This is a genomic window from Caballeronia sp. INDeC2 (assembly GCF_023631325.1).
In the GTDB taxonomy this organism is placed as follows: Bacteria; Pseudomonadota; Gammaproteobacteria; order Burkholderiales; family Burkholderiaceae; genus Caballeronia.
Genome location: NZ_JALQDG010000001.1, coordinates 170,377 through 197,206 on the forward strand (window position 1 = coordinate 170,377; position 26,830 = coordinate 197,206).

30 protein-coding genes are annotated in these 26,830 nt (G+C 62.7%); 23 read left to right on the top strand and 7 right to left on the bottom strand.

Annotation, left to right across the window (positions count from 1 at the left end; genetic code table 11):
• Positions 1-100 precede the first annotated feature (100 nt).
• The 5 genes from gshA (at position 101) to ptsP (ending at position 5,470) form a co-directional block, all read left to right on the top strand.
• Positions 101-1,390, top strand: a complete 1,290-nt coding sequence (gene gshA / locus NCS28_RS00850) for a glutamate--cysteine ligase (RefSeq protein WP_250511999.1) — start codon at positions 101-103, stop codon at positions 1,388-1,390.
• A gap of 63 nt (positions 1,391-1,453) precedes the next feature.
• Positions 1,454-2,410: a glutathione synthase gene (gene gshB, locus NCS28_RS00855; RefSeq protein ID WP_250512000.1), complete on the top strand. Its 957-nt coding sequence runs from the start codon at positions 1,454-1,456 to the stop codon at positions 2,408-2,410.
• A 284-nt stretch (positions 2,411-2,694) separates the two neighbouring features.
• A complete protein-coding gene (locus NCS28_RS00860) occupies positions 2,695-3,183 on the top strand; it encodes a PTS sugar transporter subunit IIA (protein WP_250512001.1) in 489 nt (162 codons plus the stop codon).
• A gap of 36 nt (positions 3,184-3,219) precedes the next feature.
• Positions 3,220-3,489, top strand: a complete 270-nt coding sequence (locus NCS28_RS00865) for an HPr family phosphocarrier protein (protein ID WP_008351787.1) — start codon at positions 3,220-3,222, stop codon at positions 3,487-3,489.
• A 223-nt stretch (positions 3,490-3,712) separates the two neighbouring features.
• A complete protein-coding gene (gene ptsP, locus NCS28_RS00870; protein WP_250512002.1) occupies positions 3,713-5,470 on the top strand; it encodes a phosphoenolpyruvate--protein phosphotransferase in 1,758 nt (585 codons plus the stop codon).
• A gap of 587 nt (positions 5,471-6,057) precedes the next feature.
• Here ptsP and NCS28_RS00875 read toward each other — a convergent pair.
• From NCS28_RS00875 to gpmA, 4 genes are all read right to left on the bottom strand, one after another.
• Positions 6,058-7,275: an autotransporter strand-loop-strand O-heptosyltransferase gene (locus NCS28_RS00875; RefSeq protein ID WP_250512003.1), complete on the bottom strand. Its 1,218-nt coding sequence runs from the start codon at positions 7,273-7,275 to the stop codon at positions 6,058-6,060.
• Positions 7,276-7,377: 102 nt separating this feature from the next.
• Positions 7,378-8,148: a HesA/MoeB/ThiF family protein gene (locus tag NCS28_RS00880; protein WP_250512004.1), complete on the bottom strand. Its 771-nt coding sequence runs from the start codon at positions 8,146-8,148 to the stop codon at positions 7,378-7,380.
• Between the two features lie 102 nt (positions 8,149-8,250).
• Entirely contained in the window at positions 8,251-9,834 is a 1,584-nt protein-coding gene (locus NCS28_RS00885) for a S41 family peptidase (protein WP_250512005.1), read from the bottom strand.
• Positions 9,835-10,099: 265 nt separating this feature from the next.
• On the bottom strand, positions 10,100-10,846 hold the full coding sequence (gpmA, locus tag NCS28_RS00890; protein WP_250512006.1) for a 2,3-diphosphoglycerate-dependent phosphoglycerate mutase: 747 nt from the start codon (positions 10,844-10,846) through the stop codon (positions 10,100-10,102).
• A 182-nt stretch (positions 10,847-11,028) separates the two neighbouring features.
• Here gpmA and NCS28_RS00895 point away from each other — a divergent pair, with 182 nt between their 5' ends.
• The 5 genes from NCS28_RS00895 to NCS28_RS00915 all read left to right on the top strand — a co-directional run bounded on the left by NCS28_RS00895 (position 11,029) and on the right by NCS28_RS00915 (position 13,838).
• A complete protein-coding gene (locus tag NCS28_RS00895) occupies positions 11,029-11,454 on the top strand; it encodes a rhodanese-like domain-containing protein (protein ID WP_250512007.1) in 426 nt (141 codons plus the stop codon).
• A complete protein-coding gene (gene grxC, locus NCS28_RS00900; protein ID WP_008351780.1) occupies positions 11,451-11,711 on the top strand; it encodes a glutaredoxin 3 in 261 nt (86 codons plus the stop codon). The genes NCS28_RS00895 and grxC overlap by 4 nt, the downstream gene beginning before the upstream one ends.
• A 69-nt stretch (positions 11,712-11,780) precedes the next feature.
• Positions 11,781-12,251: a protein-export chaperone SecB gene (gene secB / locus NCS28_RS00905; RefSeq protein ID WP_250512008.1), complete on the top strand. Its 471-nt coding sequence runs from the start codon at positions 11,781-11,783 to the stop codon at positions 12,249-12,251.
• A 28-nt stretch (positions 12,252-12,279) separates the two neighbouring features.
• Positions 12,280-13,278: an NAD(P)H-dependent glycerol-3-phosphate dehydrogenase gene (locus tag NCS28_RS00910; RefSeq protein ID WP_250512009.1), complete on the top strand. Its 999-nt coding sequence runs from the start codon at positions 12,280-12,282 to the stop codon at positions 13,276-13,278.
• A 29-nt stretch (positions 13,279-13,307) separates the two neighbouring features.
• Positions 13,308-13,838, top strand: a complete 531-nt coding sequence (locus NCS28_RS00915) for an O-acetyl-ADP-ribose deacetylase (protein ID WP_250512010.1) — start codon at positions 13,308-13,310, stop codon at positions 13,836-13,838.
• On the opposite strand, the gene trmL is transcribed toward NCS28_RS00915, so the two are convergent.
• Positions 13,811-14,281: a tRNA (uridine(34)/cytosine(34)/5-carboxymethylaminomethyluridine(34)-2'-O)-methyltransferase TrmL gene (trmL, locus tag NCS28_RS00920; protein ID WP_250512011.1), complete on the bottom strand. Its 471-nt coding sequence runs from the start codon at positions 14,279-14,281 to the stop codon at positions 13,811-13,813. The genes NCS28_RS00915 and trmL overlap by 28 nt on opposite strands.
• 21 nt (positions 14,282-14,302) lie before the next feature.
• The gene (locus tag NCS28_RS00925) at positions 14,303-15,088 is read right to left on the bottom strand and encodes a ComF family protein (RefSeq protein WP_250512142.1); all 786 of its coding nucleotides are present in this window, start codon (positions 15,086-15,088) and stop codon (positions 14,303-14,305) included.
• Between the two features lie 149 nt (positions 15,089-15,237).
• Here NCS28_RS00925 and NCS28_RS00930 point away from each other — a divergent pair, with 149 nt between their 5' ends.
• The 8 genes from NCS28_RS00930 to NCS28_RS00965 all read left to right on the top strand — a co-directional run bounded on the left by NCS28_RS00930 (position 15,238) and on the right by NCS28_RS00965 (position 22,206).
• Positions 15,238-16,218 (top strand): methyltransferase domain-containing protein, encoded by a 981-nt coding sequence (locus NCS28_RS00930; RefSeq protein WP_250512012.1) that lies wholly within the window; start codon positions 15,238-15,240, stop codon positions 16,216-16,218.
• 232 nt (positions 16,219-16,450) lie between these two features.
• The gene (locus NCS28_RS00935; RefSeq protein ID WP_250512143.1) at positions 16,451-16,924 is read left to right on the top strand and encodes a DUF2244 domain-containing protein; all 474 of its coding nucleotides are present in this window, start codon (positions 16,451-16,453) and stop codon (positions 16,922-16,924) included.
• A gap of 44 nt (positions 16,925-16,968) precedes the next feature.
• The gene (gene coxB, locus NCS28_RS00940) at positions 16,969-18,582 is read left to right on the top strand and encodes a cytochrome c oxidase subunit II (RefSeq protein WP_250512013.1); all 1,614 of its coding nucleotides are present in this window, start codon (positions 16,969-16,971) and stop codon (positions 18,580-18,582) included.
• A gap of 95 nt (positions 18,583-18,677) precedes the next feature.
• Positions 18,678-20,288, top strand: a complete 1,611-nt coding sequence (ctaD, locus tag NCS28_RS00945) for a cytochrome c oxidase subunit I (protein ID WP_250512014.1) — start codon at positions 18,678-18,680, stop codon at positions 20,286-20,288.
• 62 nt (positions 20,289-20,350) lie between these two features.
• Positions 20,351-20,491 (top strand): cytochrome oxidase small assembly protein, encoded by a 141-nt coding sequence (locus NCS28_RS00950; RefSeq protein ID WP_250512144.1) that lies wholly within the window; start codon positions 20,351-20,353, stop codon positions 20,489-20,491.
• A 9-nt stretch (positions 20,492-20,500) separates the two neighbouring features.
• Positions 20,501-21,073 (top strand): cytochrome c oxidase assembly protein, encoded by a 573-nt coding sequence (locus NCS28_RS00955; protein ID WP_250512015.1) that lies wholly within the window; start codon positions 20,501-20,503, stop codon positions 21,071-21,073.
• 4 nt (positions 21,074-21,077) lie between these two features.
• Entirely contained in the window at positions 21,078-21,281 is a 204-nt protein-coding gene (locus NCS28_RS00960; RefSeq protein WP_250512016.1) for a DUF2970 domain-containing protein, read from the top strand.
• A gap of 67 nt (positions 21,282-21,348) precedes the next feature.
• A complete protein-coding gene (locus NCS28_RS00965; protein WP_250476230.1) occupies positions 21,349-22,206 on the top strand; it encodes a cytochrome c oxidase subunit 3 in 858 nt (285 codons plus the stop codon).
• A 195-nt stretch (positions 22,207-22,401) separates the two neighbouring features.
• Here the strand turns inward: NCS28_RS00965 and NCS28_RS00970 are convergent, their stop codons facing one another.
• Positions 22,402-22,611 (bottom strand): twin transmembrane helix small protein, encoded by a 210-nt coding sequence (locus tag NCS28_RS00970; protein WP_061116867.1) that lies wholly within the window; start codon positions 22,609-22,611, stop codon positions 22,402-22,404.
• 125 nt (positions 22,612-22,736) lie between these two features.
• Here NCS28_RS00970 and NCS28_RS00975 point away from each other — a divergent pair, with 125 nt between their 5' ends.
• Genes NCS28_RS00975 through NCS28_RS00995 form a run of 5 tightly spaced genes read left to right on the top strand, consistent with a single transcriptional unit; the run spans position 22,737 to position 26,798 of the window.
• A complete protein-coding gene (locus tag NCS28_RS00975) occupies positions 22,737-23,480 on the top strand; it encodes an SURF1 family protein (protein ID WP_250512017.1) in 744 nt (247 codons plus the stop codon).
• 31 nt (positions 23,481-23,511) lie between these two features.
• On the top strand, positions 23,512-24,162 hold the full coding sequence (locus NCS28_RS00980) for an SCO family protein (protein WP_250512018.1): 651 nt from the start codon (positions 23,512-23,514) through the stop codon (positions 24,160-24,162).
• A gap of 24 nt (positions 24,163-24,186) precedes the next feature.
• Positions 24,187-25,296, top strand: a complete 1,110-nt coding sequence (locus NCS28_RS00985) for a COX15/CtaA family protein (RefSeq protein WP_250512019.1) — start codon at positions 24,187-24,189, stop codon at positions 25,294-25,296.
• Between the two features lie 9 nt (positions 25,297-25,305).
• Positions 25,306-26,211 carry a heme o synthase gene (gene cyoE / locus NCS28_RS00990; protein WP_250512020.1) on the top strand — a complete coding sequence of 302 codons (906 nt, stop codon included), beginning with the start codon at positions 25,306-25,308 and terminating at the stop codon, positions 26,209-26,211.
• The gene (locus NCS28_RS00995) at positions 26,208-26,798 is read left to right on the top strand and encodes an SCO family protein (protein ID WP_250512021.1); all 591 of its coding nucleotides are present in this window, start codon (positions 26,208-26,210) and stop codon (positions 26,796-26,798) included. The genes cyoE and NCS28_RS00995 overlap by 4 nt, the downstream gene beginning before the upstream one ends.
• Positions 26,799-26,830: the final 32 nt, after the last annotated feature.

Sequence of the window (26,830 nt, forward strand, 5' to 3'; positions counted from 1 at the left end):
GTGGGCGCAATCGCCGGGAAACCTTGTGGATTGGCGGTTCATACCCAATTAGGCAAAGCAATTGCTCTACAATCTTTCGTCCCCAGTTCGCGAGTAATCAATGGTTCCGCACCTAGTTACGGCGTTAAGTGGCCCGCTGCTCGACCTCGAGCGGAAAATCCTCGAGGCCATGCCTGCTATCGAGCGATGGTTCCGGCTCGAATGGCAAGAGCACACGCCGCCGTTTTACTGTTCCGTCGATCTGCGCAACGCGGGGTTCAAGCTCGCGCCCGTCGACACCAATCTCTTTCCCGGCGGTTTCAACAATCTGCCGCAGGAAGTGCTGCCGCTCGCGGTGCAGGCGGCGATGGCGTCCATCGAAAAAATCTGCCCGGACGCGAAGAATCTGCTCGTCATTCCGGAGCGCCACACGCGCAACGCGTTCTATCTCGAGAACGTCGCGCGCCTCGCGCTGATCATGCGGCAGGCCGGGCTCAACATCCGCTTCGGGACGCTCGACGAGAACATTCACGGTCCGGTAACCATCGCGCTGGCCGACGGCCAGAAGATCGTGCTGGAGCCGCTCGAGCGCACATCGCGGCGTCTGGGCCTGAAGAACTTCGATCCCTGTTCGATCCTGCTCAACAACGATCTCTCCGCCGGCATTCCGCCCGTGCTGGAGAATCTGCACGAGCAGTATCTGCTGCCGCCTTTGCACGCCGGCTGGGCCGTGCGTCGGAAATCGACGCATTTCTCCTGCTATGACGATGTCGCGAAGAAGTTTTCGAAGCTCGTCGAAATCGATCCGTGGATGGTGAATCCGTACTTCGCGCACGTGGAAGGCGTCGATTACGAAGCGCGCACCGGCGAGGAAGCGCTCGCCGAGGCCATCGACGGCGTGCTCAAGAAGATCGCGAAGAAGTATCGCGAGTACGGCATCAGCGAGCGTCCGTATGTCGTGATCAAGGCGGATGCGGGCACCTACGGCAAGGGCGTGATGACCGTTCACGACGCGAGCGAGGTCGCCGCATTGACCAAGCGCGAGCGCGCGAAGATGAACGACGCGAAGGAAGGTCTGCAGGTCCACGACGTGATCGTGCAGGAAGGCGTGCATACGTTCGAGCGCGTGGAGAACGCGGTCGCCGAGCCGGTGGTGTACATGATCGACCGGTATGTCGTCGGCGGTTTTTATCGCGTGCACGAGTCGCGCGAGCGCGACCAGAACCTCAACGCGCCGGGCATGCACTTCGTGCCGCTCGGTTTCGAGCACACGGCGCTTCCCGATACGCACGCCAAACCCGGCGCCGCGCCGCCGAACCGCTTCTACATGTATGGCGTCGTCGCGCGGCTCGCGCTGCTGGCGGCATCGGTCGAGCTCGAAAAGACCGATCCGGAAGCCATTCAGGTGTGAACACGGTGAGAAGCGGCGGCTTGCGGTAAGCTCGCAGGCCGCGCACCGAACTAGCGAATTGTCATGAACATCCTCTTTATCGCCGACCCGCTCGATCGCTTCAAGATCTACAAGGACACGACCTACGCGATGATGGCCGAAGCCGCGCGGCGCGGTCACGTGCTCTACGCGTGCGAGCCGCAGCATCTCGCGTGGACGGGAACGAAGGTCGAGGCGAGCGTGCGACGTATCGCGATCGTCGGCGACGAGGCCAACAGTGATCGCTGGCCGTGGTATGCGGCCGAGCAGGCGGAACATCTGCCGCTCACGCATTTCGATGCCGTGCTGATGCGCAAGGATCCGCCGTTCGACCTCGAATACGTCAACGCGACATGGCTGCTGGAGATCGCCGAGCGCAACGGCGCGCGCGTCTTCAACAAGCCGCAGGCGATTCGCGATCATTCGGAGAAGCTCGCCATCGCGGAATGGCCGCAGTTCGTCACGCCGACGCTCGTCACGCGCGATGCGGCGCGTCTGCGTGCCTTTCACGCCGAGCATGGCGACGTGATTCTCAAGCCGCTCGACGGCATGGGCGGCATGGGCGTGTTCCGCGTGAAGGCGGACGGCATGAATCTCGGCTCCATCGTCGAGATGCTGTCGGAAGACGGCGCGCGCACGGTGATGGCGCAGCGGTTCATCCCCGAAATCAAGGACGGCGACAAGCGCATTCTCGTGATCGGCGGGCAGCCCGTGCCTTACTCGCTCGCGCGCATTCCGCAGGGCAGCGAAGTGCGCGGCAATCTCGCGGCGGGCGGTCTTGGCCGCGCGCAACCGCTGTCGGCGCGCGATCGCGAAATCGCCGAAACGCTCGGTCCGGTGCTGCAAGCGCGCGGCTTGCTGCTGGCCGGGCTAGACGCGATCGGCGACTACCTCACCGAAGTCAACGTCACGAGCCCGACGTGCTTCCGCGAGATCATGGACCAGACCGGCTTCGACGTCGCCGCCATGTTCATCGACGCGCTCGAGCGCGCGGTCGACTGAGTCGGCCGGCGAACGGAACGCGCGCGGACGCCGCGTCAAACTCAACTCGGCGGGACTGTTAGAATTGATTTCCCGCCGCCTGCGGTTTTGGGGCGCAAACGCGCCTTAAAGCACGGTTAAGCATCGCGGCGCAGGCTTGGGTTATCGAGGGCAGGCGGTTGATTTCGCCTGACTGGCGCCCACGTATGAGTTGTGTTCCGCGCCGCTCGCGCGCTTTAAGAGCAAACTCTGGGCCGTATCGTCTGACTTTTGTCGATCAAACGTCGCTGGGGCAATATCCTGACATGGCTGGCATCCTGATCATCGCGCACGCACCTTTCGCCACCGCGCTACGCGAGTGCGTGGCTCACATCTACGGCGGTTTGCCGGCGCGCATCGGCGTCATCGATGTAATGCCGGACTGCGATCCGGTGGAAGTGCGTGCGTTCGCGCGCTCCGAAATCGATCGTCTGAAGGAAGACAACGGCGCGATCGTGCTCACCGACGTGTTCGGCGCGACCCCCGCGAACATCGCGGCGAGCCTGCACGATACCGACGTGCGCGTGCTCGCCGGCTGCAATTTGCCGATGCTGGTGCGCGCCGTCTGCTATCGCGCCACACCGCTCGACACGCTCGCCGAAAAAATCCTGCAAGGCGGCTCGAAAGGCATTCAGGAACTGGATTCGTCCACGCCGCTCAATCCCTGCGCCCTCGCGACGAAAGCGGCCGGCTCACCCGACCCGGCATGCTCGGCGAGCACCGATCTCGTCAGCGCGAAGGCCGCCAGCCACTGACGCCGCACCATTCATTCATCTAGCGTTCGGAGCATCATGCTGCAACAAGAAACAACAATCGTGAACAAGCTGGGGCTCCACGCACGCGCTTCGGCCAAGCTCACACAGCTGGCGGGCAATTTTCAATGCGAAATCTGGATGAGCCGCAACGGCCGCCGGATCAACGCGAAGAGCATCATGGGCGTGATGATGCTGGCGGCGGGCATCGGCAGCACGGTGACGATCGAAACCGAAGGCGCCGACGAAGCCGAAGCAATGCAGGCGATTCTCGCGCTCATCGCCGACAAGTTCGGGGAAGGGCAGTAAGCGCTTCGCCGCTTTGCAGATTCAAATGAAGAGCCGCGCATCGACGCGGCTTTTTCGTATCCGCATCACGCGTTCACATAATCTCGCGCAACCGTTTCGGCCCTGACGCTGCAGTGTGTTCAGGGACTTACCACGTCAATCGAACTTATAATGGACGCGCGGTTTGCGCCCGCCGAGGGGGCTCCCAGGCAGCCCGCGACAATCAAAATTAGAGGAGGTGCGCGTGTCTTTCACGCTGCATGGAATTCCCGTCTCGCGCGGCATCGCCATTGGGCGCGCGTACTTGATCGCGCCGGCAGCGCTCGACGTAGACCATTATCTGATCGAACCCGATCAGATCGACGCCGAAATCGCCCGTTTCTACGCGGCGCAGGCGAGCGTGCTCGCCGAACTCGAAGCACTGCGCGACGATCTTTCCGCCGACGCGCCCAGCGAAATGGGCGCGTTCATCAATGTTCATACGATGATCCTGAACGACGCCATGCTCGTACAGGAAACCATCGATCTCATTCGCACGCGCCGCTACAACGTCGAATGGGCGCTCACTGAACAACTGGAAATCCTCGGCGGCTATTTCGACGAGATCGAGGACGAATATCTGCGTGAACGCAAGGCAGACGTCGAGCAGGTGGTCGAGCGTCTTCTGAAAGCGCTCGCGGGTGCGCCGACGGCCGCGTCGCTCGTCGTGCATACGGCCGCGAGCAACGGGCACAACGAGATGATCGTCGTCGCGCACGATATCGCGCCGGCGGACATGCTGCAGTTCAAGACGCAGGCGTTCAAGGGCTTCGTCACCGATCTCGGCGGCCGCACGTCGCATACGGCGATCGTCGCGCGCAGTCTCGGCATTCCGGCGTCGGTCGGCGTGCAGCAGGCGAGCGTGCTGATTCGCCAGAACGATCTCATCATCGTCGATGGCGATCACGGCATCGTCATCGTCGATCCGGCACCGATCGTCCTCGAAGAGTATTCGTACCGGCAAAGCGAGAAGGTGCTGGAGCAGCGCAAGCTGCAGCGCCTGAAGTTCTCGCCGACGCAAACGCTGTGCGGCACGAAGATCGAGCTGTGCGCGAACATCGAGCTGCCGGAAGACGCACAGGTCGCGGTCGAAGCGGGCGCGATGGGCGTCGGCCTCTTCCGCACGGAATTCCTCTTCATGAATCACAAGGATCAGTTGCCGGAGGAGGAGGAGCAGTTCGAGGCATACAAGCGCGCGGTCGAGCTGATGAACGGCAAGCCGGTGACTATCCGGACGATCGACGTGGGCGCGGACAAGCCGCTCGATTCGATGGGCGGCGACGGCTACGAGACCGCGCCCAATCCCGCGCTCGGCCTGCGCGCGATCCGCTGGAGTTTGTCCGAGCCGCAGATGTTCATCACGCAATTGCGGGCGATCCTGCGCGCGTCGGCGTTCGGTCCGACCAAGATCCTGATTCCGATGCTTGCGCACGCACAGGAGATCGACCAGACGCTCGATCTGATCCGCGAGGCGAAGCGTCAACTGGACGAGGAAGGCGTCGCGTATGACCGCCAGATTCGCGTCGGCGCGATGATCGAGATTCCCGCCGCGGCCATCGCGGTGAGGCTGTTTCTGAGCCGGCTCGATTTTCTGTCGATCGGCACGAACGATCTGATCCAGTACACGCTCGCAATCGATCGCGCCGATAACTCGGTCGCGCATCTCTACGATCCGCTGCATCCAGCGGTGCTGAATTTGATCGCCTTTACGCTGCGCGAGGCGAAGCGCGCGGGCGTGCCGGTGTCGGTGTGCGGGGAAATGGCGGGCGATCCGGCCGTCACGCGCTTGCTGCTCGGGCTCGGGCTCACCGAGTTTTCTATGCATCCGAGCCAGTTGCTTGTGGTGAAGCAGGAGATTCTGCGCTCGAATCTCAAGGCGTTTGAAAAGCCTGTTGCCGATGTGCTTGCCGCGTACGAGCCCGCCGAGTTGCAGGCGGCGTTGACTGCGTTGCAAAAGATTTAGGTTTTTCGCCGGATCCCGCTTTGATGTTGGTTTATTGGCGTTGCCCCTGTGCGGGGCGGCGCCTACTTTCTTTGCTGCTGCAAAGAAAATAGGCAAAGAAAGCAGTTCGAAGCGCCCGCGGACACACGCGGTTTGGCCATGCTTGCCAGGTGATCGTGGGCGGCCTAAGTGTCGCCCTCGAAGGACCTATGGGCTTGGATCGCGCACGGTCTGACTAACTAATTGTTTGAGCGCGCCGGTTCAGCACGAAATAGCTTCGGCACAGCGTTGCGCGCTGCCGCGGGGGTTGCCAGAGATCAACGAATCACGCGTGCATGCATGCAACGAGATGGAAGGGTCAGCGAGGATGCGCCCGCAAACTCGATTGACCCATCGGCCGCGAAGCGGGCCGGAGCTATTTCGTGCTGAACCAGCTTGTTATGTAGTGCGAGACGACAGACCGTTCGCGATCCAAGTCCGGTGAGTTTTCTAAAGGCGACACTTGGGCAGCCCACGACCGGCTGGCAAGCATGGCCAAGTGCGTGTGACCGCGGGCGTATCGAGCTAACAAGAAAACCGGATCCGACGAAAGCCCGGCCCAACACGCTCTATACCAGCCTATGATCGGCAATCAGCCGCTCCACATGAGCGATGACCTGCTCCGGTGATATCGCCGTGCTGCACTGAAAGCGCCGCGGCTTGTCGCCACGACGCGGACACCACAGAAAATCTCCGTCATCGAAGTTGCAGATCGTGTCGTTGAAGCAACTGTTGCACGCGTGAAAGTTGATCACACGATACGGCGTGCGGAACTCGGTATGCGGATGCGAGAACCCGCTGATCATCACGACGGGCGTACCCACCGCCCACGCGAGCCACGACAGCCCGCTGCCGAGTCCCACGAAAAAATCCGCGTGTCTGAGCAGGAGCGCGCGTTCTTCGAGCGGACGATTGCCGGTGAAGTCCTCGCAGCCGTCCGGCATCGTGTTGATGGCGCCATCGACGCCGTACTCGCGATGCTGATCGATGCAAAGGACGCGGTATCCCCGCGATTTCAGATGGGCGATCAGCACAGGCCAGCCACGCGGGTTGTTCCAATACTTGCACTGTGCCGTCGATTGCGTCGCGATGCAGACGTAGCGCTCGGCCACGGGCCGCGCCGAATCCGCCACGACGATGTTCGGCCGCCGCTCCTCGCACTGCACGCCGAGCAGATAAGCTGCCGCGTCCTGCAGGCTGCTCATGCGCGGATCGGTCGGCTGGTGATCGCGATCGGTATAAGGCGAGAAAAAGCCGAGGTGATAGGTGGCGTAGAACGGTTCATCGACCGAATCGGCGGATCCAGGCGGCACGAAGCGCATCGCCGGATAGCCCTTCTCGAATAGCGCTTGCAAATGCGCGGGCAGCACGACGTGGACTTCGCACTGCTCCTGTAGCCGGAAGGCTTCCACGGCGGGTATCCACGCGAGCGTGTCGCCGAGCGCCGTGCCCGACGGATGGATCAGGACGCGACGGCCACGCGCATCGTACGCGTGATGGAAAACGATGCGCTCGCCGTCGAAGACCTGAAGCTCGAAGCGCACGAAATATTTGCGCCGGCTCGTGATGATCGAACCGGCTTCGACGGCTTCGTCGAAAACCTGGCTGAACGTGTCCAGGTCGACCATGCGGACGCGCCAGCCGTCGACCGGAACCTGTACGCGGCAACCGTAATTGAAATCGAAGAGGATGCCTTCCGGTCCTGCGAGTGCGGGAACCGATGGCCGGACGAACGCGCTGTGCGTGAGCCCACGCTGCGTGCTTGCCGAAGAAGTGACGATGCTCAAGTGACGATCCGATCCTGGGCGACGACCCGCTTGCGGGCAGCCGATTGAAGGATCGAACAGCTTAGATGGATCGTCCGGACGGCGGTTTAGGACGCGACCTAATTAGCGCGCCGCTTCCCGCATCGTCGCGTTTCCGCAGACGGGGCAATCCGGCTGGCGCGCGATCTTCATCGTGTTCCATTCCATGCGCAGCGAGTCGAGCATCATCAGCCGGCCGGCAAGCGTCTCGCCGAAGCCGCCGATCACGCGCAGCGCTTCGGCCGCCTGCATCGCGCCAATGATGCCGACCGTCGGTGCGAACACGCCCATCGTCGAGCACGCGACTTCCTCGAACGGCTGATCCGGCGGAAATACGCACGCGTAGCAGGGCGAGTCCGGCGCACGGAAATCGAAGGTGCTGATTTGCCCGTCGAAACGCAACGCCGCGCCCGACACGAGCGGCACACGATACGCGACGCAGGCCGCGTTGATCGCGTGGCGCGTCGCGAAGTTGTCGCTGCAATCGAGCACGACCGATTTGCCGGGTACGTTGGCGTCGAGCCATTCGGCGTCGGCGCGCGTGCTCACCGCGATGACTTCGACGCCGGGATTCAGTGCGTTCAAAGTCTCGCGGGCCGATTCCACCTTGAGCGTTCCGACCGATCGCGTCATGTGTACGATCTGCCGCTGCAGATTCGTGAGATCGACGGTATCGGCATCGACCAGCGTGATCTTTCCGACGCCCGCCGCCGCGAGATACATCGCCGCGGGCGCGCCGAGACCGCCGGCGCCGACGATGATCGCGTGGGCGTCGAGAAAGCGCTCCTGTGCCTCGATGCCGATTTCATCGACGAGGATGTGACGGGAGTAGCGAAGGAGTTGATCGTCGTTCATCGCGGGAAGAATCGGCTTGCTCGAACGAAGCATTCTAAGCGCGCAAAAGAGAAAAGGCTTCGCAACGTCATGTTGCGAAGCCTTTTGCGGACTACAGGAAAATTACTTCGACTGCTGCGCGGTCGGCGACGAAGCCGGCTGCGCGCCCGACGCCGGCGCGGAGCCCGGCGTGGCCGGCAGCGCCGGAGCCGCGACGACCGGCGCGGACGCCGAACGCGGCGGCTTGTTCTGTGCGAGCTTGCGTTCGCTGTACGACTTCGACTCCACGACCTGCTTGCCTTCGAGCTTGTTCAGCCCTTGCTGGAGCATGAAGTCGTCCGAACTGCCGAACTCGACCGGTTTGCGCTCGCGATCCTTGCGGCGCTGCTCGGGCGTCTTCTTGTCGTTTTGCTCTTCGAGAATGCGCAGTTGCTCCAGGCGATCAGCCTCGCGCTGCTCCTGCTCCTTCTTCTCGTTCGGATCCTGCGTGTTGGCGAGGTGGTTCGAGTAATCGACTTCGCGCGTGACGAGCGCGTCGTCCGGATCGCCGTCCGCGTATTGATCGACCGGAACGTCAGGGCGCACGCCCTGGTTTTGGATCGACTTGCCGCTCGGCGTGTAGTAATAGGCGGTCGTCAGGCGCAGCGCGGAGTCGGCCGTCATCGGGCGAACCGTCTGCACAGAACCCTTGCCGAACGTCGTCTTACCGACGATCAGCGCGCGATGATGATCCTGCAGCGCACCCGCGACGATCTCCGAAGCCGACGCCGAGTAGGCGTTGGTCAGCACGACCATCGGCACCTTCTTGAAGATCTCCGGCACGCTCTTCAGCGGATCGGAATCGAAGGACGGCAGGCGATAGTTGTCGTAGGTGTCGCGGAAGGTCTGCTTCGCGTCCGCGATTTGTCCATTGGTCGACACGACCACGGCATTGTCCGGCAGGAACGCACCCGCGACGCCGACCGCGCTCTGCAACAGGCCGCCGCCGTTGTTACGCAGGTCGAGCACGAGGCCCTTAAGATTCGGCTGCTGACGCGCGAGATCCTGCAGCCTCGCGGCGAGATCCGGCACCGTGCGCTCCTGGAAGCTCGTGATGCGGATATAGCCGTAGCCCGGCTCCGGCACCTTCATCTTCACCGACTGCACGCGGATCACGGCGCGCGTCACGGTGAGCGGGAAAGTCCGGTCGTCGCTCTTGCGGAAGATCGTGAGCGTGACCTTCGTGCCGGGCTCGCCGCGCATCTGCTTCACGGCTTTATCGAGCGTCATGCCGCGCACCGGCTTGTCGTTGATGCGCGTGATGAGGTCGCCCGGACGAATGCCGGCGCGGAACGCGGGCGTGTCTTCGATCGGCGAAATCACCTTGATGAGCCCGTCTTCCGAAGAAATCTCGATGCCGAGGCCCGCGAAGCGTCCCTTGGTCTGCTCCTGCAGTTCTTCGTAATCGGTCTTGTCGAGATAGGACGAGTGCGGGTCGAGGCTCGACACCATGCCCTTGATGGCGGCGGTGAGGAGCTTCTTATCGTCGACCGGTTCGACGTATTCGTGCTTGATTTGCCCGAAAACTTCAGCGAAAAGCCGCAATTGTTCGAGCGGCAACGGCGTGGAGGCGGATTGCTGCGCGGATGCGGAAATCTGCAGTGTTGCGAGCGCGCCGGCGGCAACGCCCGCGGCGATGAGGCCGAAATTTTTCAGGTTCTTTCGCATAGAGAGTGCGGTCGGAATCGAATGAGCAGCAACGTTGGTGACGGGCCAGTATACCCGCTCGTCTTGATTGACGACTTAAGCGCAACTTAAATGCCAGAGGCTTTGCCGCCTCGCAGCGTAGGGTTGCGCACGTTTCAACGCGAGTATGTCGATGCCGCCGGCAGCCGGTCAGCCGCGCGTCATATGCGGCGAGGGCGCTTTTGCAGCGCCCCCGTCACGCGGATCGCATCGCGGGACCGGCGATCGCACGGGCCGCGATGGGACGTCAGCCCGCCTTGCCTTGCTTGGCGACAGCGGCCTGCGCGGCCGCAATGGCTTCCGGATCGCCCAGATAGTAATGCTTGATGGGCTTCAGGTTTTCGTCGAGTTCATAGACGAGCGGCACGCCGTTCGGGATATTCAGCCCAACGATGTCTTCATCGGAGATATTGTCGAGATACTTGACGAGCGCGCGGATCGAATTGCCGTGCGCCGAAATCACGATTTGCTTGCCGGACTTGATGGCCGGCGCGATCGACTCGTTCCAGAACGGCAGCACGCGCGCGACGGTGTCCTTCAGGCACTCGGTGAGCGGCAACTGCTCGCGCGGCACCTTCGCGTAGCGCGGATCGTTGTACGACGCGCGCTCGTCGCCCGGTTCGAGCGCGGGCGGCGGCGTGTCGTAGCTGCGGCGCCATATGAGCACCTGCTCGTCGCCGTACTTCTTCGCCGTCTCGGCTTTGTTCAAGCCCGCGAGCGCGCCGTAGTGCCGCTCGTTCAGACGCCACGAATGCACGACCGGGATATACATCTGGTCCATCTCGTCCTGCACGTGCCACAGCGTGCGGATCGCGCGCTTGAGCACCGACGTGTAGGCGATGTCGAACGTATAGCCAGCTTCCTTTAACAGCACGCCGGCCTGACGCGCTTCCCGGTTGCCTTGCTCGGTCAGATCGACGTCGACCCAGCCGGTGAAGCGGTTTTCCTTGTTCCACGTCGATTCGCCGTGGCGGATGAGCACTAGCTTGTACATGATTTCGGTCGGTCAGTTGAAAAAGCGGGTGCGCCGATCGCACCCCGGCATCTTGCGCGTGCGGGCGGAGTGTCGCCATCGGCCGGACGGCAGAGGCCATCGCGGGAAACGGTTATTTTATAATGCTCCGATTGCCCCTATTCCCCTTTCTTCCTTTCCTTCTAAATTTCGGCGGCCCTGACGTGAAGTTTTTCACCAATTACACGAATATCGCACTCATCGTCATCGCGCTCGTTTCCGGCGCGCTGCTTCTCTGGCCCGCCATTTCGCGGCGCGGGCGCGGCGGCATTTCCGCTGCCGAAGCCACCACGCTCATCAACCGACGCAACGCCGTGATCGTCGATTTGCGGCCCGCTTCGGAGTTCGCGAAGGGTCATCTGCCGCAGGCACGTAACATCGAATTGGCGGAGCTCCAAGCAAAAATCGGCCAGATCGCGAAGAATAAGAGCAATCCGGTCGTGCTCGTGTGCCAAACCGGTCAAGAATCGCAACGTGCGAGCCGCACCGTGGCCGAGGCGGGTTACGCCGAGGTCCACGTTTTGCAAGGCGGAGTGGACGCCTGGCAAAAAGCCGGCATGCCGGTGGTGAAACAAGGAGCAGTCAAGTGAAGAAAGTGGTGATGTACAGCACGGTCGTGTGCCCGTATTGCCAGATGGCCGAACGTCTTTTAAAGTCCCGCGGGGTCGAAACGATCGAGAAGATACTGATCGACCGTGAGCCGGGCCGGCGCGAGGAAATGATGACGCGCACCGGCCGTCGCACCGTGCCGCAGGTTTATATCGGCGAAACGCATGTCGGCGGCTACGACGATCTGTCCGCGCTCGATCGCAAAGGCGGTCTCGTGCCGCTGCTCGAATCCGCCTGAAGAAACACGCGCGGCGCGTTCCACATGTATAAGGGGCGCGCCGTGTACCGAATTACCTAGGAAATTACTATGTCCGACGATAACAATCAGCCGTTTTTCAACATCCAGCGCATCTATCTGAAGGACATGTCGCTCGAGCAGCCGAATTCACCGGCCATTTTCCTCGAGCAGGAAATGCCGTCGGTCGAAGTCGAAGTCGACGTGAAGGCCGACCGCCTCGCCGAAAGTGTCTTCGAAGTGCTGGTCACGGGCACCGTGACGGCGAAGGTCGCGGGCAAGGTCGCGTTCCTGATCGAAGCGAAGCAGGCAGGTATCTTCGATATCCGCAACATTCCGGCCGAACAGATCGATCCGCTCGTCGGCATCGCTTGCCCGACGATCCTGTTCCCGTACTTGCGCTCGAACATCGCCGATGCGATCACGCGCGCCGGTTTCCCGCCGATCCACCTCGCGGAAATCAACTTCCAGGCGCTGTACGAGCAGCGCATCGCCCAGCTCGCGAGCGCCCAGGAAGGCGCGGCGAACGGCGCGACGCATTGACTCTGCCTCTGCCGAACCGGAGCCGAGCATGAAAGTAGCCGTTCTCGGCGCCGGCGCGTGGGGCACCGCACTTGCGGGCCACCTTGCGACCCGGCACGACACGAAGCTCTGGGCGCGCGACGCCGCGCTCATCGAATCCCTTTCCCGCACCCACGAAAACACGCGGTATCTCGAAGGCGTGGCGTTGCCGCACGCGCTCGAATTCGAGGCGGATCTCACCGCGGCGCTCACGCACGCGTCGGCGGACGACGCGCTCTGTGTCGTCGCGACGCCCGTCGCGGGCTTGCGGGCGCTGTGCCGCGCGATGCGGCAGGCCGGCGTCGTGCCGGCGCACATTGTCTGGCTGTGCAAAGGCTTCGAGGCGGATACGCAGTGTCTGCCCAATGAAGTCGTCGCCGCCGAACTGCCGGGGCATCGCAGCAACGGCACGTTGTCCGGCCCGAGCTTCGCGCGCGAAGTGGGGCAGGGCTTGCCGGTCGCGCTGACGGTCGCAAGTACATCGGCGCAGCTGGACGCACGCACGGTCGCGGCGTTCCATCACGGCGCGATGCGCATCTATACCGGCGACGACGTGATCGGCGTCGAAGTGGGCGGCGCCGTGAAGAACGTGCTCGCGATCGCCACGGGCATTTCGGATGGCCTCGGCCTTGGCCTGAACGCGCGCGCGGCGCTGATCACGCGCGGGCTCGCGGAGATGTCGCGGCTGGGCGTCGCGCTCGGCGGCCGCGCGGAGACGTTCAACGGTTTGACCGGACTGGGCGATCTCATTCTCACCGCGACGGGCGATCTGTCTCGGAATCGGACCGTCGGCAAGCAACTCGCGAGCGGACGTACGCTCGACGAAATCCTCGCCGCGCTCGGCCATGTCGCGGAAGGCGTGCGATGCGCGCGCGCCGTGCTCGGGCTCGCGCAGTCGCGGGGCATCGAGATGCCGATCACGCAGGCGGTATGCCGCGTGCTCTTCGATAACGTGGCGCCACGCGATGCGGTGCAGGCGTTGCTCAGCCGGGACGCGAAGGCCGAGTAGCATCGCGTTCATCCGTGAGGAGGTGTGCGATGGTCAAGCTGGAAGCACAGGTCGTCGACATCACCGCGCTCGAGGTTGACGCCATCGTCAATGCGGCGAACAAATCGTTGCTCGGTGGCGGCGGCGTCGACGGGGCGATTCATCGAAAGGCGGGGAAAGGCTTGCTGCGTGAGTGCGAGACGCTCGGCGGCTGCGAAACCGGCGATGCGAAAATCACCGGCGGCCACGATCTCCCCGCCAAGCACGTGATCCACGCGGTCGGTCCGCGCTGGAGCGGCGGCCACAAGAAAGAGCCCGAGTTGCTCGCGAACTGCTACCGCCGCTCGCTGGAACTCGCTCAAGAAACTGGCTGCAAGTCGATCGCCTTTCCCGCGATCAGTTGCGGCATCTATCACTTCCCACACGAGCAGGCAGTGCGGATCGCGGTGCGGACGGTCATCGAGACCCTGCCTTCCACACCCTCCGTGCAGCACGTCATCTTCGCGTGTTTTCAGGACGACATGCTCGCGCTCTATCGAGCCGAGCTCGATGCTCAGGCGCCGCCTTCGAAGCCCGCCTGACGCCACGCCTCGAACGTCACGATCGCCACCGTATTCGACAGATTCAGGCTGCGATTGCCGGGCCGCATCGGCAGGCGCACGCGCTGATCGGTCGGAAAGCGTTCCAGCAAGGCGGGCGCGAGGCCGCGCGTCTCGGCGCCGAACACGAACCAGTCGCCCGTCTTGAACGCGTGATCGAAGAACGGCGTCGAGCCGCGCGTCGTGAAAGCGAACATGCGTGTGGCGTCGGGCGCTTCCTTGGCGATGAAGGCATCCCAGTTCGCATGCACGTTCATTTCGGCGTACTCGTGATAGTCGAGGCCGGCGCGGCGCATCTTTGCATCGTCGAGCGGGAAGCCGAGCGGCTCGATCAGATGCAGGCGCGCGCCCGTGTTTGCGCACAGGCGGATCACGTTGCCGGTGTTTGGCGGAATTTCGGGTTCGACGAGTACGACGTTGAACATGGATTGCTGTAATGAAGGTAGTTAATCTTTCGGCGTGCGGAGCGCCACGAAATTGGTCACGCGCCGCGCGCCGGCAAGTTTGAGCGTGCGGGCGAGGGCATCGAGCGTCGCGCCGGACGTCATCACATCGTCGACGACGCCCACGTGCATGCCGCGCACATCGCCCGAAACGGCGAACGCGGTCGCGACATTGCGGCGGCGCGTTTCCTGATCCAGCCGCGATTGTGCCGACGTATGCCGCACACGCGTGACGACCGACGCATCGCTTCGCACGTTCAGCATGCGCGCAAGCGGACGCGCGATGGCCCACGCCTGGTTGTAGCCGCGCGCGACGAGTCGCACATGCGACAGCGGCACCGGCACGATCAGGTCCGGCGCGGGCAGATCGCTGTCCTCGAAAGCCGCATGCAGATGCCGCGCGAATGCTTCGCCCGCTGCGAGCCGCGCACGAAACTTCAATTCGACGGCAAGCGTATCGAGCGGCGCGCGATAGTCGGCGAGCGTGAGCGTGTCGTTGAATGCGGGCGGCGATTCGAGGCACGCGGCGCAGTGCGCGCGCGTGTCGTCGCGCTCACGCCGAAGGGTCGACGCCGACAACGGCAGCGCGCAGGTCGCGCAGCGCAGACGCGGCTCGTTCCAGTACTGCGCGTCGCAGCCATCGCACAGCAGTGTTTGCGACAAATTGCCGCACAAAGCGCACTGAGTCGGCAGCGCGCGCGAGGCAAGCCGTTTCGCCGCCGACGCGAGTCCGCGAATGCGCGCCGCGATGGGCGTCTGGAATGGAAGACGGATGTTGTCGGCTTTCATGACGGCGAGACCGGAAAAATGACGGCTCGAAGCGCTAAACATGCGCATTCGTTGCGCCTCAGGAAGCGTTTATGCCTCGTATCAGCACTTCGCACGGGTTGTTTTCGAGACGACCGAGTATACTTCGCACTCTCCGCAAAAAGATCGACATGTCCCCGACATCCCCTGAAACCAGCCGTTCGGCCTATGATCCGCGCCGTTTGCGCGCGATCTTCGACGGCCGCGCCGCCGCCTTCGACGACGTCGCATTCCTGCCGCGCGAAATCGCGCAGCGCATGCGCGAGCGTCTCGAATACATCAAGGTCGCGCCGGTGCGCGTCCTCGACGCGGCGTGCGGCGTCGGGGCGGATTTGGGCGGTCTGCGGGAGCGCTTTGCAGAGGCTTCGGTAACCGGTGTCGACATTTCGTCCGCAATGCTCGCGCGCGCCCTTGCCGCCGAAGCCACGGACGCCGACAACGGCGCGGGCTGGCGCCGCTTTCTTCCATCGACGCTCGCGAAGGCGTTCGGCGCGCGCGGCCCGCAACTCGCGCAGGCCGATTTTGCCGAGCTGCCGTTCGCATCGGGCGCGTTCGAATTGCTGTGGTCGAACCTCGCATTGCATTGGCATCCGCGTCCGGATGTCGTTTTGCCCGAATGGCAGCGCGTGCTCAAGGTGAACGGCCTGCTGATGTTCAGCACATTCGGCCCGGACACGTTGCGCGAACTCAGAGCCGCGTATCGCGAAGCCGAGCGCACGCTCGGCCTCGATCCTCAACCGCACACGATCGATTTCGTCGACATGCACGATCTCGGTGACATGCTCGTGGAAAGCGGCTTCGAAATTCCGGTGATGGATCAGGAAGTCCTGACCATTACATACAAATCGCCCGAGACGCTCTTCGCCGACGTGACGCGCTGGGGCGCCTATCCGTTCGAGCGCGCGTTCGACCCAGGCCCCGCGGATTCGAAAGCCGTGCGCGGCGCGGTGAATCAGGCGCTCGAAGCGCTGCGCCGCGACGACGGCACCATCCCACTGACCTTCGAAGTGATCTACGGCCACGCATGGAAAGCGGTGCCGCGCATGACGGCCGAAGGACACGGCATCGTGCGTCTGGAAGATATCGGAAGAGGCTCGAAACCGAAACGTTGAATCGGTAAATAGGGCCGTCGTTATGTCTGAAATTTGCGCGAAAAAAGCGCGCAAAAAGGTGCGTCAAAAGGGCGCAGAAGCTTGTGGCGCTTGGCTTTGCGACGTTACGACCCTTGCTTGTGGATGCCACTTAAGACGCCTATAATGCGTCAGTTTGTCGCCTGGTCTGTCACAAATTTGGGCGAAATCCGAGCAAAAGTATGTGATTGCATGCGGATTGATGGAGGCAGCGATGCAAGCCAGCCATACGCTGACGGAGTCCGAGCCGGTCATCAAAGACTGGCTGATGAAGCGAAACTGCTCGGTGTCGCCGCGTCAGTTCGTGGGCTTCTATTTGTCGCTTGCGTTGTTTTCGCTGGCCATCGCAACGCCGCTGTTCCTGAATGGCGCCTGGCTGGTGCTGCCGTTCACCGGAGTCGAACTGGCGGTCGTGGGCATCGCGTTCGTGATTTACGCGCGCCATGCCGTCGACTATGAGCGGATCCGGCTGTATCAAAACCGGTTGTTGATCGAACAGATGAACGCCGAAGAGCTGACGCAGTTCGAGTTCAACCCGCGCTGGGTGCGGGTCGAAGCGGGCGCGACGCCGAGAGAGCCGCTCACGATCGTATCGCGCGGTCAATCGGTGAAAATCGGACAACACCTTGCACAGCATCGTCGCAAACAATTTGCTGCCGAGTTGCAGGCGTCGCTGAGACGCCTTTGAGGGGAACCGGCAGGCGCGCGATGTCACGGGGGTCGAGGGTTTGAATGGAAAATTTGGGTAAGGATGCTATGAAAACAATCAAGCGAGCCCTCTCGGGCGTGCTGGCGGCAGGCGCGCTGCTTACCGCCGGCGCTGCCCTGGCGGTCGAAAACAGTCCAGGCGGTCCCGCTGTCAACGAGATCAACTTCCAGCAGCCTGTGACGAAGATCGCCGAGGAGCTCTACGGCCTCCATATCTTCATGCTCATCATCTGCACCGTCATTTTCATCGGCGTGTTCGGAGTGATGTTCTATTCGCTCTTCAAGCATCGCAAGTCGAAAGGCTTCAAGCCGGCCAACTTCCACGAAAGCACCACGGTCGAAATCATCTGGACGATCGTGCCGTTCATCATCGTCATTCTGATGGCGCTGCCGGCAACGAAGGCCGTCGTCGCGATGAAGGACACCTCCAACGCCGACCTCACCGTCAAGGTCACGGGGTATCAGTGGAAGTGGGGCTACGACTACGTGAAGGGTCCGGGCGAGGGCATCAACTTCCTCTCGACGCTCTCCACGCCGCGCAGCGAGACGAACGGCCAGAAGCCGATCTCGACGCTCTATCTGCAGGAAGTCGACAACCCGCTCGTGGTGCCGGTCGACAAGAAGATCCGCATCATCACCACGGCGAACGATGTCGTGCACTCGTGGTACGTGCCGGCGTTCGGCGTGAAGCAAGATGCGATTCCCGGCTTCGTGCGCGATACCTGGTTCAAGGCCGAGAAGGTTGGCACGTACCGCGGCTTCTGTACGGAACTGTGCGGCAAGGAGCACGCGTACATGCCGGTGGTGGTCGAAGTGCTGTCGGCTGACGACTACGCGAAGTGGGTCGACGCGCAAAAGAAGAAGATGGCCGCCGGCGCCGACGATCCCCTCAAGACCTACACGATGGAAGAGCTGAAGACGCGCGGCCAGCAGGTTTACACGTCGAACTGCGCGGTCTGCCACCAGCCGACCGGCAAGGGCGCGGGTCAGTTCCCGGCGCTCGACGGCTCCAAGATCGCGAACGGCTCGATCGCCGACCATCTGAATATCGTGTTGCACGGCAAGGGCGCGATGCCGCCGTGGCAAGGCGTGCTGAACGATGTCGAGATCGCATCGGTCGTCACGTTCGAGCGCAATAACTGGGGCAATCACACGGGCGACCTTCTTCAGCCGAAGCAGGTGATCGACGCCAAGGCGGGCAAGATGCCGCAAGGCGGCGGCACTGCGGCGGCGGCATCGGCGCCTGAGGCGGCGAGCGCCGCGCCCGCGGCAGCCGAAGCGAGTGCGCCGGCGGTATCGGGCGCGCAAGCGTCGCAAGCTGCTGGCCTGCCCGCGAGCATCTACTTCGAGACGGGCAAGGACACGCTGCCCACCGACGCGAAAAGCGCGGTGGACACCGCCGCGGCCTACGCAAAGGCGCATCCGGACGCGAAGATCGCGCTGTCCGGCTTCACCGACGCCACCGGCGGCGCCGATCTGAACGCCGATCTCGCCAAGCGCCGCGCGCAAGCCGTGCGCGACGCGCTGAAGGCAGCGGGCGTGTCGGAAGACCGCATTGTGTTGAAGAAACCGGAAACCATCACGGGCGGCGCCGATAACAAGGAAGCCCGTCGCGTGGAAATCAGTCCGGCTGCTTGACGTGCCGAGCGTGCCGCTTTCCTTCGCCCAACAGCAACGGAAAGCCACGCGTCATTGCCAAGTGCCCCGAGTATTCGCTTTAGGAGATGATTGTCATGTCTAGCATCGGACACGATGTAGGCGCAGGTCACGACCACGCGCACGACCATGCGCACGAGACGCCGCATGGCTGGCGCCGGTGGCTCTTCGCTACTAACCACAAGGACATCGGTACGCTGTACCTGTTGTTCTCCTTCATCATGTTCCTCTCGGGGGGCGTGATGGCGCTCGGCATCCGTGCCGAGCTTTTCGAACCGGGCCTGCAGATCATGCGCCCCGAGTTCTTCAATCAGCTGACCACCATGCACGGCCTCATCATGGTGTTCGGCGCGATCATGCCGGCGTTCGTCGGTTTCGCGAACTGGATGGTGCCGCTGCAGATCGGCGCATCGGACATGGCGTTCGCGCGGATGAACAACTTCAGCTTCTGGCTCCTGCCGGCCGCCGCGGTCCTGCTCGTCGGCTCGTTCTTCGTGCCGGGCGGCGCAACCGCCGCGGGCTGGACGCTCTACGCGCCGCTCTCCACGCAGATGGGCCCGGGCATGGACTTCGCGATTTTCGCGGTCCACATCATGGGGGCGTCGTCGATCATGGGCGGCATCAACATCGTCGTGACGATCCTGAACATGCGCGCGCCCGGCATGACGCTCATGAAGATGCCGATGTTCGCGTGGACGTGGCTCATCACCGCGTATCTGCTGATCGCCGTGATGCCGGTTCTCGCCGGCGCGATCACGATGGTGCTGTTCGACCGTCACTTCGGCACGTCGTTCTTCAACGCGGCGGGCGGCGGCGATCCGGTGATGTACCAGCACATCTTCTGGTTCTTCGGGCACCCCGAGGTGTACATCATGATCTTGCCGGCGTTCGGGATCGTGTCGCAGGTGATTCCGGCGTTCTCGCGCAAGCCGCTGTTCGGCTACAGCTCGATGGTGTACGCCACCGCATCGATCGCGATTCTGTCGTTCATGGTGTGGGCGCACCACATGTTCGCGACCGGCATGCCGGTGACGGGCCAGTTGTTCTTCATGTACGCGACGATGCTAATCGCGGTGCCGACAGGCGTGAAAGTGTTCAACTGGGTGGCGACGATGTGGCGCGGCGCGCTCTCCTTCGAGACGCCGATGCTCTTCGCGATCGGCTTCCTGTTCGTGTTCACGATGGGTGGCTTCACGGGCCTGATCCTGTCGATGGCGCCGCTCGACATCCAGATGCACGGCACGTATTACGTGGTGGCGCACTTCCACTACGTGCTGGTGGCGGGTTCGCTCTTCGCGCTGTTCGCGGGTTGGTACTACTGGTCGCCGAAGTGGACCGGCTGGATGTACAACGAGATGCGCGGAAAGATCCACTTCTGGGCGTCGATGATCTTCTTCAACATCACGTTCTTCCCGATGCACTTCCTGGGTCTCGCCGGCATGCCGCGCCGCTATGCGGATTACCCGGCGCAGTTCACGGACTTCAACCAGGTCGCGACAATCGGTGCGTTCGGCTTCGGCCTCGCGCAGGTGTACTTCCTGTTCGCGGTCGCGCTGCCCACGTATCGCGGCGGCGGCGAACTCGAGAAGGCGAGCGACAAGCCGTGGGATGGTGCAGAAGGCCTCGAATGGACCGTGCCGAGCCCGGCGCCGTTCCATACGTTCGAGCATCCGCCGACGGTCGAATAAATAGTTAGTCCGGTTCGCGGGGCATCGTTGAACGTGCCCCGCGAATGAAAAATCAGGAAAGCATGGCCCCGAATCCACAAAAAAGACGCACGCCCGAGGAAATCCGCGCGGGCAACAAGCGGCTCGGAATCATCATGATGTTGGTTGCCGCCGTCTTCTTTCTGGGTATCGTCGTCAGGCAATACTTGTTGTCGCGAGGGTAGGAAAGCAACGTGTCCACTCAGCAGGAAAATTCGCATGTCGACCGGTCCTTCAACCGGTCGATGCTGGTGAAGCTCTTCGTCGTGGCCGCGCTGATGTTCGGCTTCGGCTTCGCGCTCGTGCCGATGTACCGCGCGATCTGCCAGATCACCGGCATCAACAACCTCGTGCAGAAGGATGTGGGCGCGCGCGAGGCGAAGAATACGCAGGTCGACATGACGCGCACGATCTCGATCGAGTTCGACGCGAACGCGCGCGGCCCGCTGCGCTTCAAGCCCGAGCAGAACACGCTGGATATTCACCCCGGCGAAGTCATGACCGTGATGTACGACGTGACCAACCAGCAGAATCGCACGGTGAACGCGCAAGCGATCCCGAGCTACGCGCCGAAGCAGGCCACCGAGTACTTCAAGAAGATCGAATGCTTCTGTTTTACGCAGCAGACGCTCGCGCCGAACGAGACGAAGCGCATGCCGGTAGTGTTCGTCGTCGATCCGAAGCTGCCGAAGGATGTGAAGACGATCACGCTGTCGTACACGTTCTTCGAATTGAACGCGCCGAAGTCGGTGGCGAAGGGTTCATGACACCATGAGCGCGGACACGCCGAACAAGGCCGGGTTCCTCAAGCTCGTGAAGGCTGTGTTCTGGTCGTTCTTCGGCGTGCGCCGCCGGGCCGACCTGGAAAGCGATGCGGCGCAGTTGAACCCGCTGCATCTGATCGCGGCGGGCATCATCGGAGCGGTGCTGTTCATCGTCGTGTTGTTGCTGGTCGTGCGCGCGGTGGTGGGATAGACGGAACGTCGAGAGCATCGGCGTCGAAAGAAAATTCAAGCAACTGGATCGAAGTGGAGAATCAACAATGAGCGGTCAAAACGAGAGCCCGTACTATTTCGTGCCTCATCCGTCGCGGCATCCGGTGATGGCTGCAACTGGCTTGCTGATCATGCTGGCCTCGCTGGCGTCGTGGGTGAACGGCCATAGCTTCGGGCCTGCCGGCACGTTCATCGGCTTGCTGTTCGTGTTGTTCGTGCTGTGGCACTGGTTCGGCGACGCGATCTCCGAATCCGAAGGCGGCATGTACGGCAAGCGCGTCGACGTGTCGTATCGCTGGAGCATGAGCTGGTTCATCTTCTCCGAAGTCATGTTCTTCGCGGCGTTCTTCGGCGCGCTGTTCTACGCCCGCGCAATCGCGATGCATGAGCTCGGCAGCCTCGACTACAAGCTCATTTGGCCCGACTTCACCGCAGTGTGGCCGAACAACGGTCCCGCCGCGCTCGTGCCGCATTTCCGCGCGATGGTGCCGTGGCCCCTGCCGACCATCAACACGGCGCTGCTGCTGTCCTCCGGCGCGACGCTGACGGTGGCGCACCACGCGCTGCGTGAAGATCATCGCAAGAAAGCGATCATCTGGCTCGGCGCGACCGTGCTGCTCGGTCTGATCTTTCTGTTCTGCCAGGGCTACGAGTATTTCCACGCCTACAACGAGCTGAACCTGACGCTCAATTCCGGCGTGTACGGCTCGACGTTCTTCCTGCTGACCGGCTTTCACGGTTTCCACGTGTTCCTCGGCGGCACGATGCTCGCCGTCGTGATGTTCCGGCTGATCCGCGGCCACTTCTCGGCGGAGCATCACTTCGCATTCGAGGGCGCGGCGTGGTACTGGCACTTCGTCGATGTCGTGTGGCTGGGGCTGTACGTCGTCGTCTACTGGCTGTAAGTGGAATATCGAAGCGGGCGCGCGCGGTGCGCCGTCCGCGATGCAAGGCCGGCGGCGACGCCGGTCCGAGAGCATAGAAGCAGTGATCAACACGCCGCCCTCGATGTCTCAAGGGGCGGCGTTGTCGTTTCGAGGCGCGCGATTTGGTGCCGCGGCGCGACAATACGTCTCGTAGGGCAGCGCCCGCGCAGTGGGTTATCGTCCGATGGGAATGCCCGACGACTGAATCCAGCCCATCCAGTGCGCGAACAGAATGAACAGGAAAAGCGAGATGGACAGCCCGACGCGCGCGGCGAGCGACCAGACCATCCGCTTCGTCCTGCCCCGGTCGGTCATCATGAAGTAGAGCGCCGAACCGAGGCTGCCGATGATCAGAATGAATGCGATAGCAACGATGATGTGCATGAAAACAGCCAGCGTTTTTGCTCAGGAACCACAGCGAGCAGTATGAATTTGGATCGTCTCATTATCTCACTCGACGAATCGCACCGTGCGGCGCCCGACCGGATGCCGGCGTTAAGGCGCGCAGCATGAAGATCCGGTTCTGGCCTGCGCTCCTGATTCTGATCGTCGTTGCGGTGACCGTGCGGCTCGGCTTCTGGCAACGCGATCGCGCGCATCAGAAGGAAGCGCTCAACGCGCAGATCGTCGCGTTCGAGAACGCACCCGCGCGGGAAGTCGGCGTCGAGCCGATGCCGCTCAAGTCGATCGAATTCCATCGCGTCGAGGCGCGCGGCGAGTTTCTGCCGGAGCGCGTCGTGTATCTGGACAATCGTCCGTATAACGACCAGCCCGGCTTTTATGTCGTGATGCCGCTTAAACTCGAGGGCGGCGGCTATGTGCTCGTCAATCGCGGATGGCTGCCGCGCAACCTGGCGGACCGCACGGGCATCGAGCCGTATGAAACGCCGAAGGGCGTCGTCGAGGTGCGGGGCATCGCGCGCGCGAATGCGTCGCAGGCGTTCGAGCTGGGCAGCGGCGGATCGGCGGCGCACAAGGAAATTCGCCAGAACCTGGATATCACGACGTATGCGGCCGAAACCGGGCTCGCCTTCCAGCCGTTCGTGATCCAGCAGACGAACGATACCGGCGACAAACTCGTGCGCGACTGGCCCGCGCCGACGCTCGGCGTCGAACGCAATTACGGCTACATGCTCCAGTGGTGGGGCATGGCGGCCGCGGCCATCGCGTTCGGCCTGTATGCCGCGCGGCGCGCCGCGAAAAAGAGCGACAGGCTCGACGAGCGCGACGACGAAGCCGAGCACCACGCCTGACAATCGACCGAACAGAGACAAGTTTTCACCGATGCAATCACAACGCCCCACCGCCGGCGACAAGCTGCGCATGCCACAACGAAGGGCCGGGAAGGGTTCCTGGATCAGCGGCCGCTGGATGCTCCTGCTGCTCGCGCTGGTGTGCGCCGCGCCGGTGATCGCGTCCTATCTGATGTACTACGTGTTCAAGCCGGCGGGCGGCACGTCGAGTTACGGCGCGCTGATCGACCCGCAGCGGCCGATTCCGGCGCAACTCGTCGTCACCGATGAAAAAGGGCAGAGCCTGCCGTTCAAGTCGCTCGAAGGCAAATGGCTGATGATCACGGTCAACGGCAGCGACTGCGACGAGCAATGCGCGACGCGCCTCTATTTCATGCGCCAGGTGCGCGCGCTGCAATCGGGCGAGCGCGAACGCGTCGTGAACGTCTGGCTACGCACCGATGACAAACCGGTCGCCGACGTCATCAAGACCGCGTATCCGCAACCGGACACGCGCATGCTCGTCGCGGACGAAAAGTCGCTTGCGGCGTGGCTGCCTGTCGACGACGGTACGAAACTCACGGATCACATTTTTCTCGTCGATCCGAATGGCAATTTGATGATGCGCTTCCCGAAGAATCCCGATCCGAAGAAAATCAACGCGGATCTGGCGAAGCTTCTGAAGTGGTCGCGCATCGGTTAACAAGCGGGCTGAAGGTAAGAGAGCATGTTTTTACTGCAACTGGGTCTGATCGGCATCTGCATCGCGCTGCTGCCGCTCTCGTATGTCTGGGTGAAGGCCGATGACGACAAATTCAGAAAGCTCGTCTGGCTGACGACGTTCCTGACGCTCGACCTCATCATGTTCGGCGGCTTCACTCGCCTGACCGATTCCGGCCTCGGCTGCCCCGATTGGCCCGGCTGCTACGGCACGTCGTCGCCGTTCATCGCGCACGCGCAGATTTCAGCCGCATATCAGGCGATGCCGACCGGCCCCGTCAGCATGGTGAAGGCGTGGATCGAGATGCTGCATCGTTACTTCGCGATGGCGATCGGCGTGCTGATCATCGCGCAGGTGATCATTGCGTGGACCGCGCGCATCAAGAAGCGTCCGTTGCATGTGTCGCCATGGTGGCCGACCGGCATTCTGCTGCTCATCCTGCTGCAAGGCGCGTTCGGCGCGTGGACCGTCACGCTCAAGCTGCAACCGGTGATCGTCACGACGCACTTGCTGCTCGGCCTCGCGCTGCTCGGCGTGCTCGGCTGGCTCGCGGCGCGCATGACGCCGATTCCATCGCTCGATTCGGCCGCCGCGCGCTGGATGCCCGCCGCGGCATTCGGGCTGCTGCTTCTCGTGGTGCAGATCGCGCTCGGCGGCTGGGTCAGCACGAACTACGCAGTGCTGGCTTGCACCGACTTCCCGCTGTGCAACGGCCAATGGGTTCCACCGATGAACTTCGAGCACGGTTTCCATCTGTGGCGCGCGCTCGGCATGACCGGCGACGGCGACGTGATCTCGCAGGACGCGCTCGTTGCGATTCACTGGACGCATCGCACGTTCGCGGTGGTGGTCGTGCTCTATCTGCTCTGGCTCGCACTGCGACTGCGACGTTTCGAATCTCTGCGAAAGCCCGCAAACGGCGTATTGTTGATGATCGTCGTCCAGTTCCTGACGGGCATGTCCAACGTCGTGCTGCAATGGCCGTTGCCGGTCGCGGTGGCGCACAACGGCGGGGCCGCGATCCTGTTGCTGCTACTCGTTATGCTAAACTTTCGAATCTCTTCCAGCCGTCCCGGCCGCGCCGCAGTTCCCGCGCGCGACGTCGTTTCAGCGTGACTCCACATCATGGATAGCACGACACTACACTCCCCACTCGGCAGCCGCGCGTCGCAATATCTCGCGCTGACCAAGCCGCGCGTCACGCAGCTCGCCGTGTTTTGTGCCGTCATCGGCATGTTCCTGTCCACGCCCGGCATGGTGCCGTGGGACAAGCTGATCGGCGGTGCTGTCGGCATCTGGTTGCTGGCCGGCGCGGCATTTGCAATCAATTGTCTCGTCGAGCAAAAAGTCGATGCGAAGATGCGTCGCACCGCATGGCGTCCGTCGGCACGCGGGCAGATCACGCCGGCACAGATCCTCACGTTCTCCGCAGTGCTCGGCGGCATCGGCATGTGGACGCTCTATACATTCACCAATTCGCTCACGATGTGGCTCACCATCGCCACGTTCGTCGGCTATGCGGTCATCTACACGCTGCTGCTCAAGCCCTATACGCCGCAGAACATCGTGATCGGCGGCGCGTCCGGCGCAATGCCGCCCGCGCTCGGCTGGGCCGCGGTGACGGGCACGGTGCCCGGCGACGCCTGGATTCTCGTGCTGATCATCTTCGTGTGGACGCCGCCGCATTTCTGGGCGCTCGCGCTGTATCGCCGCAAGGACTACGAGAACGCCGGCCTGCCGATGCTCCCCATCACGCACGGCGAGAAGTACACGCTGCTCAACATCTTCCTCTACACGCTCGTGCTGTTCGCGGTTACGCTGATGCCTTATATCTCCGGCATGAGCGGCGTCGTGTATCTCGCGAGCGCGATTGCGCTCGGCGCGGGTTTCATCGGCTATGCGTGGAAGATGTACCGCGACTATTCGGATGCGCTCGCGCGCAAGACTTTCCGTTATTCGATCGTGTATCTGTCGCTGCTGTTCGGCGCGTTGCTCGTCGATCATTACGTACGCACGGTGATTGGCGCATGATTGTCCTTCTTCGTCGCGTATTCGCGCTGCTCTTTTTTGCGGCGCTGCTGTCGGCGTGCGATAAAGCGCCCGATTTCAAGAATCTCGATATCACCGGCAACAAGCAATTCGGCGCCGATTTCAGCTTGCCCGACACGCACGGCAAGACGCGCACGCTCGCCGATTTCAAAGGCAAGGCGGTCGTGCTGTTCTTCGGCTATACGCATTGCCCGGACGTATGCCCGACGACGCTCGCCGAACTTTCACAAGCCATGCAGCAGCTCGGCGACAAATCGAAGGACGTGCAGGTGCTGATGGTCACCGTCGATCCGGCGCGCGACACGCCCGATCTGCTCGGTCAATATGTGGCTGCGTTCAACTCGTCGTATATAGGTTTGCGTCCGGCGAACGATGCGCAACTCGCACAAGTCGCGAAGGACTTCCGCGTGTACTACGCGAAGTCGCAGGGCAAGACGCCCGACGACTACACGATGGATCACACCGCCGCGAGCTACGTGTTCGACAAGGACGGCAAGCTGCGCCTCTTCGCACGCGACGGTCAGGGCGTCGAGCCATGGGTTCACGACCTGAAGCTGTTGGTGGACTGATTGCGAAAGTGGCCCATGCGGGCCACTTCGCT

Bases quoted from the DNA above. Each gene is read 5' to 3' on its own strand.
- gshA (WP_250511999.1), top strand. From the start codon at position 101: ATGGTTCCGCACCTAGTTACGGCGTTAAGTGGCCCGCTGCTCGACCTC.
- gshB (WP_250512000.1), top strand. From the start codon at position 1,454: ATGAACATCCTCTTTATCGCCGACCCGCTCGATCGCTTCAAGATCTAC.
- NCS28_RS00860 (WP_250512001.1), top strand. From the start codon at position 2,695: ATGGCTGGCATCCTGATCATCGCGCACGCACCTTTCGCCACCGCGCTA.
- NCS28_RS00865 (WP_008351787.1), top strand. From the start codon at position 3,220: ATGCTGCAACAAGAAACAACAATCGTGAACAAGCTGGGGCTCCACGCA.
- NCS28_RS00880 (WP_250512004.1), bottom strand. From the start codon at position 8,148: ATGAACGACGATCAACTCCTTCGCTACTCCCGTCACATCCTCGTCGAT.
- NCS28_RS00885 (WP_250512005.1), bottom strand. From the start codon at position 9,834: ATGCGAAAGAACCTGAAAAATTTCGGCCTCATCGCCGCGGGCGTTGCC.
- gpmA (WP_250512006.1), bottom strand. From the start codon at position 10,846: ATGTACAAGCTAGTGCTCATCCGCCACGGCGAATCGACGTGGAACAAG.
- secB (WP_250512008.1), top strand. From the start codon at position 11,781: ATGTCCGACGATAACAATCAGCCGTTTTTCAACATCCAGCGCATCTAT.
- NCS28_RS00910 (WP_250512009.1), top strand. From the start codon at position 12,280: ATGAAAGTAGCCGTTCTCGGCGCCGGCGCGTGGGGCACCGCACTTGCG.
- NCS28_RS00915 (WP_250512010.1), top strand. From the start codon at position 13,308: ATGGTCAAGCTGGAAGCACAGGTCGTCGACATCACCGCGCTCGAGGTT.
- trmL (WP_250512011.1), bottom strand. From the start codon at position 14,281: ATGTTCAACGTCGTACTCGTCGAACCCGAAATTCCGCCAAACACCGGC.
- NCS28_RS00925 (WP_250512142.1), bottom strand. From the start codon at position 15,088: ATGAAAGCCGACAACATCCGTCTTCCATTCCAGACGCCCATCGCGGCG.
- NCS28_RS00930 (WP_250512012.1), top strand. From the start codon at position 15,238: ATGTCCCCGACATCCCCTGAAACCAGCCGTTCGGCCTATGATCCGCGC.
- NCS28_RS00935 (WP_250512143.1), top strand. From the start codon at position 16,451: ATGCAAGCCAGCCATACGCTGACGGAGTCCGAGCCGGTCATCAAAGAC.
- coxB (WP_250512013.1), top strand. From the start codon at position 16,969: ATGGAAAATTTGGGTAAGGATGCTATGAAAACAATCAAGCGAGCCCTC.
- ctaD (WP_250512014.1), top strand. From the start codon at position 18,678: ATGTCTAGCATCGGACACGATGTAGGCGCAGGTCACGACCACGCGCAC.
- NCS28_RS00950 (WP_250512144.1), top strand. From the start codon at position 20,351: ATGGCCCCGAATCCACAAAAAAGACGCACGCCCGAGGAAATCCGCGCG.
- NCS28_RS00960 (WP_250512016.1), top strand. From the start codon at position 21,078: ATGAGCGCGGACACGCCGAACAAGGCCGGGTTCCTCAAGCTCGTGAAG.
- NCS28_RS00965 (WP_250476230.1), top strand. From the start codon at position 21,349: ATGAGCGGTCAAAACGAGAGCCCGTACTATTTCGTGCCTCATCCGTCG.
- NCS28_RS00970 (WP_061116867.1), bottom strand. From the start codon at position 22,611: ATGCACATCATCGTTGCTATCGCATTCATTCTGATCATCGGCAGCCTC.
- NCS28_RS00975 (WP_250512017.1), top strand. From the start codon at position 22,737: ATGAAGATCCGGTTCTGGCCTGCGCTCCTGATTCTGATCGTCGTTGCG.
- NCS28_RS00980 (WP_250512018.1), top strand. From the start codon at position 23,512: ATGCAATCACAACGCCCCACCGCCGGCGACAAGCTGCGCATGCCACAA.
- NCS28_RS00985 (WP_250512019.1), top strand. From the start codon at position 24,187: ATGTTTTTACTGCAACTGGGTCTGATCGGCATCTGCATCGCGCTGCTG.
- cyoE (WP_250512020.1), top strand. From the start codon at position 25,306: ATGGATAGCACGACACTACACTCCCCACTCGGCAGCCGCGCGTCGCAA.
- NCS28_RS00995 (WP_250512021.1), top strand. From the start codon at position 26,208: ATGATTGTCCTTCTTCGTCGCGTATTCGCGCTGCTCTTTTTTGCGGCG.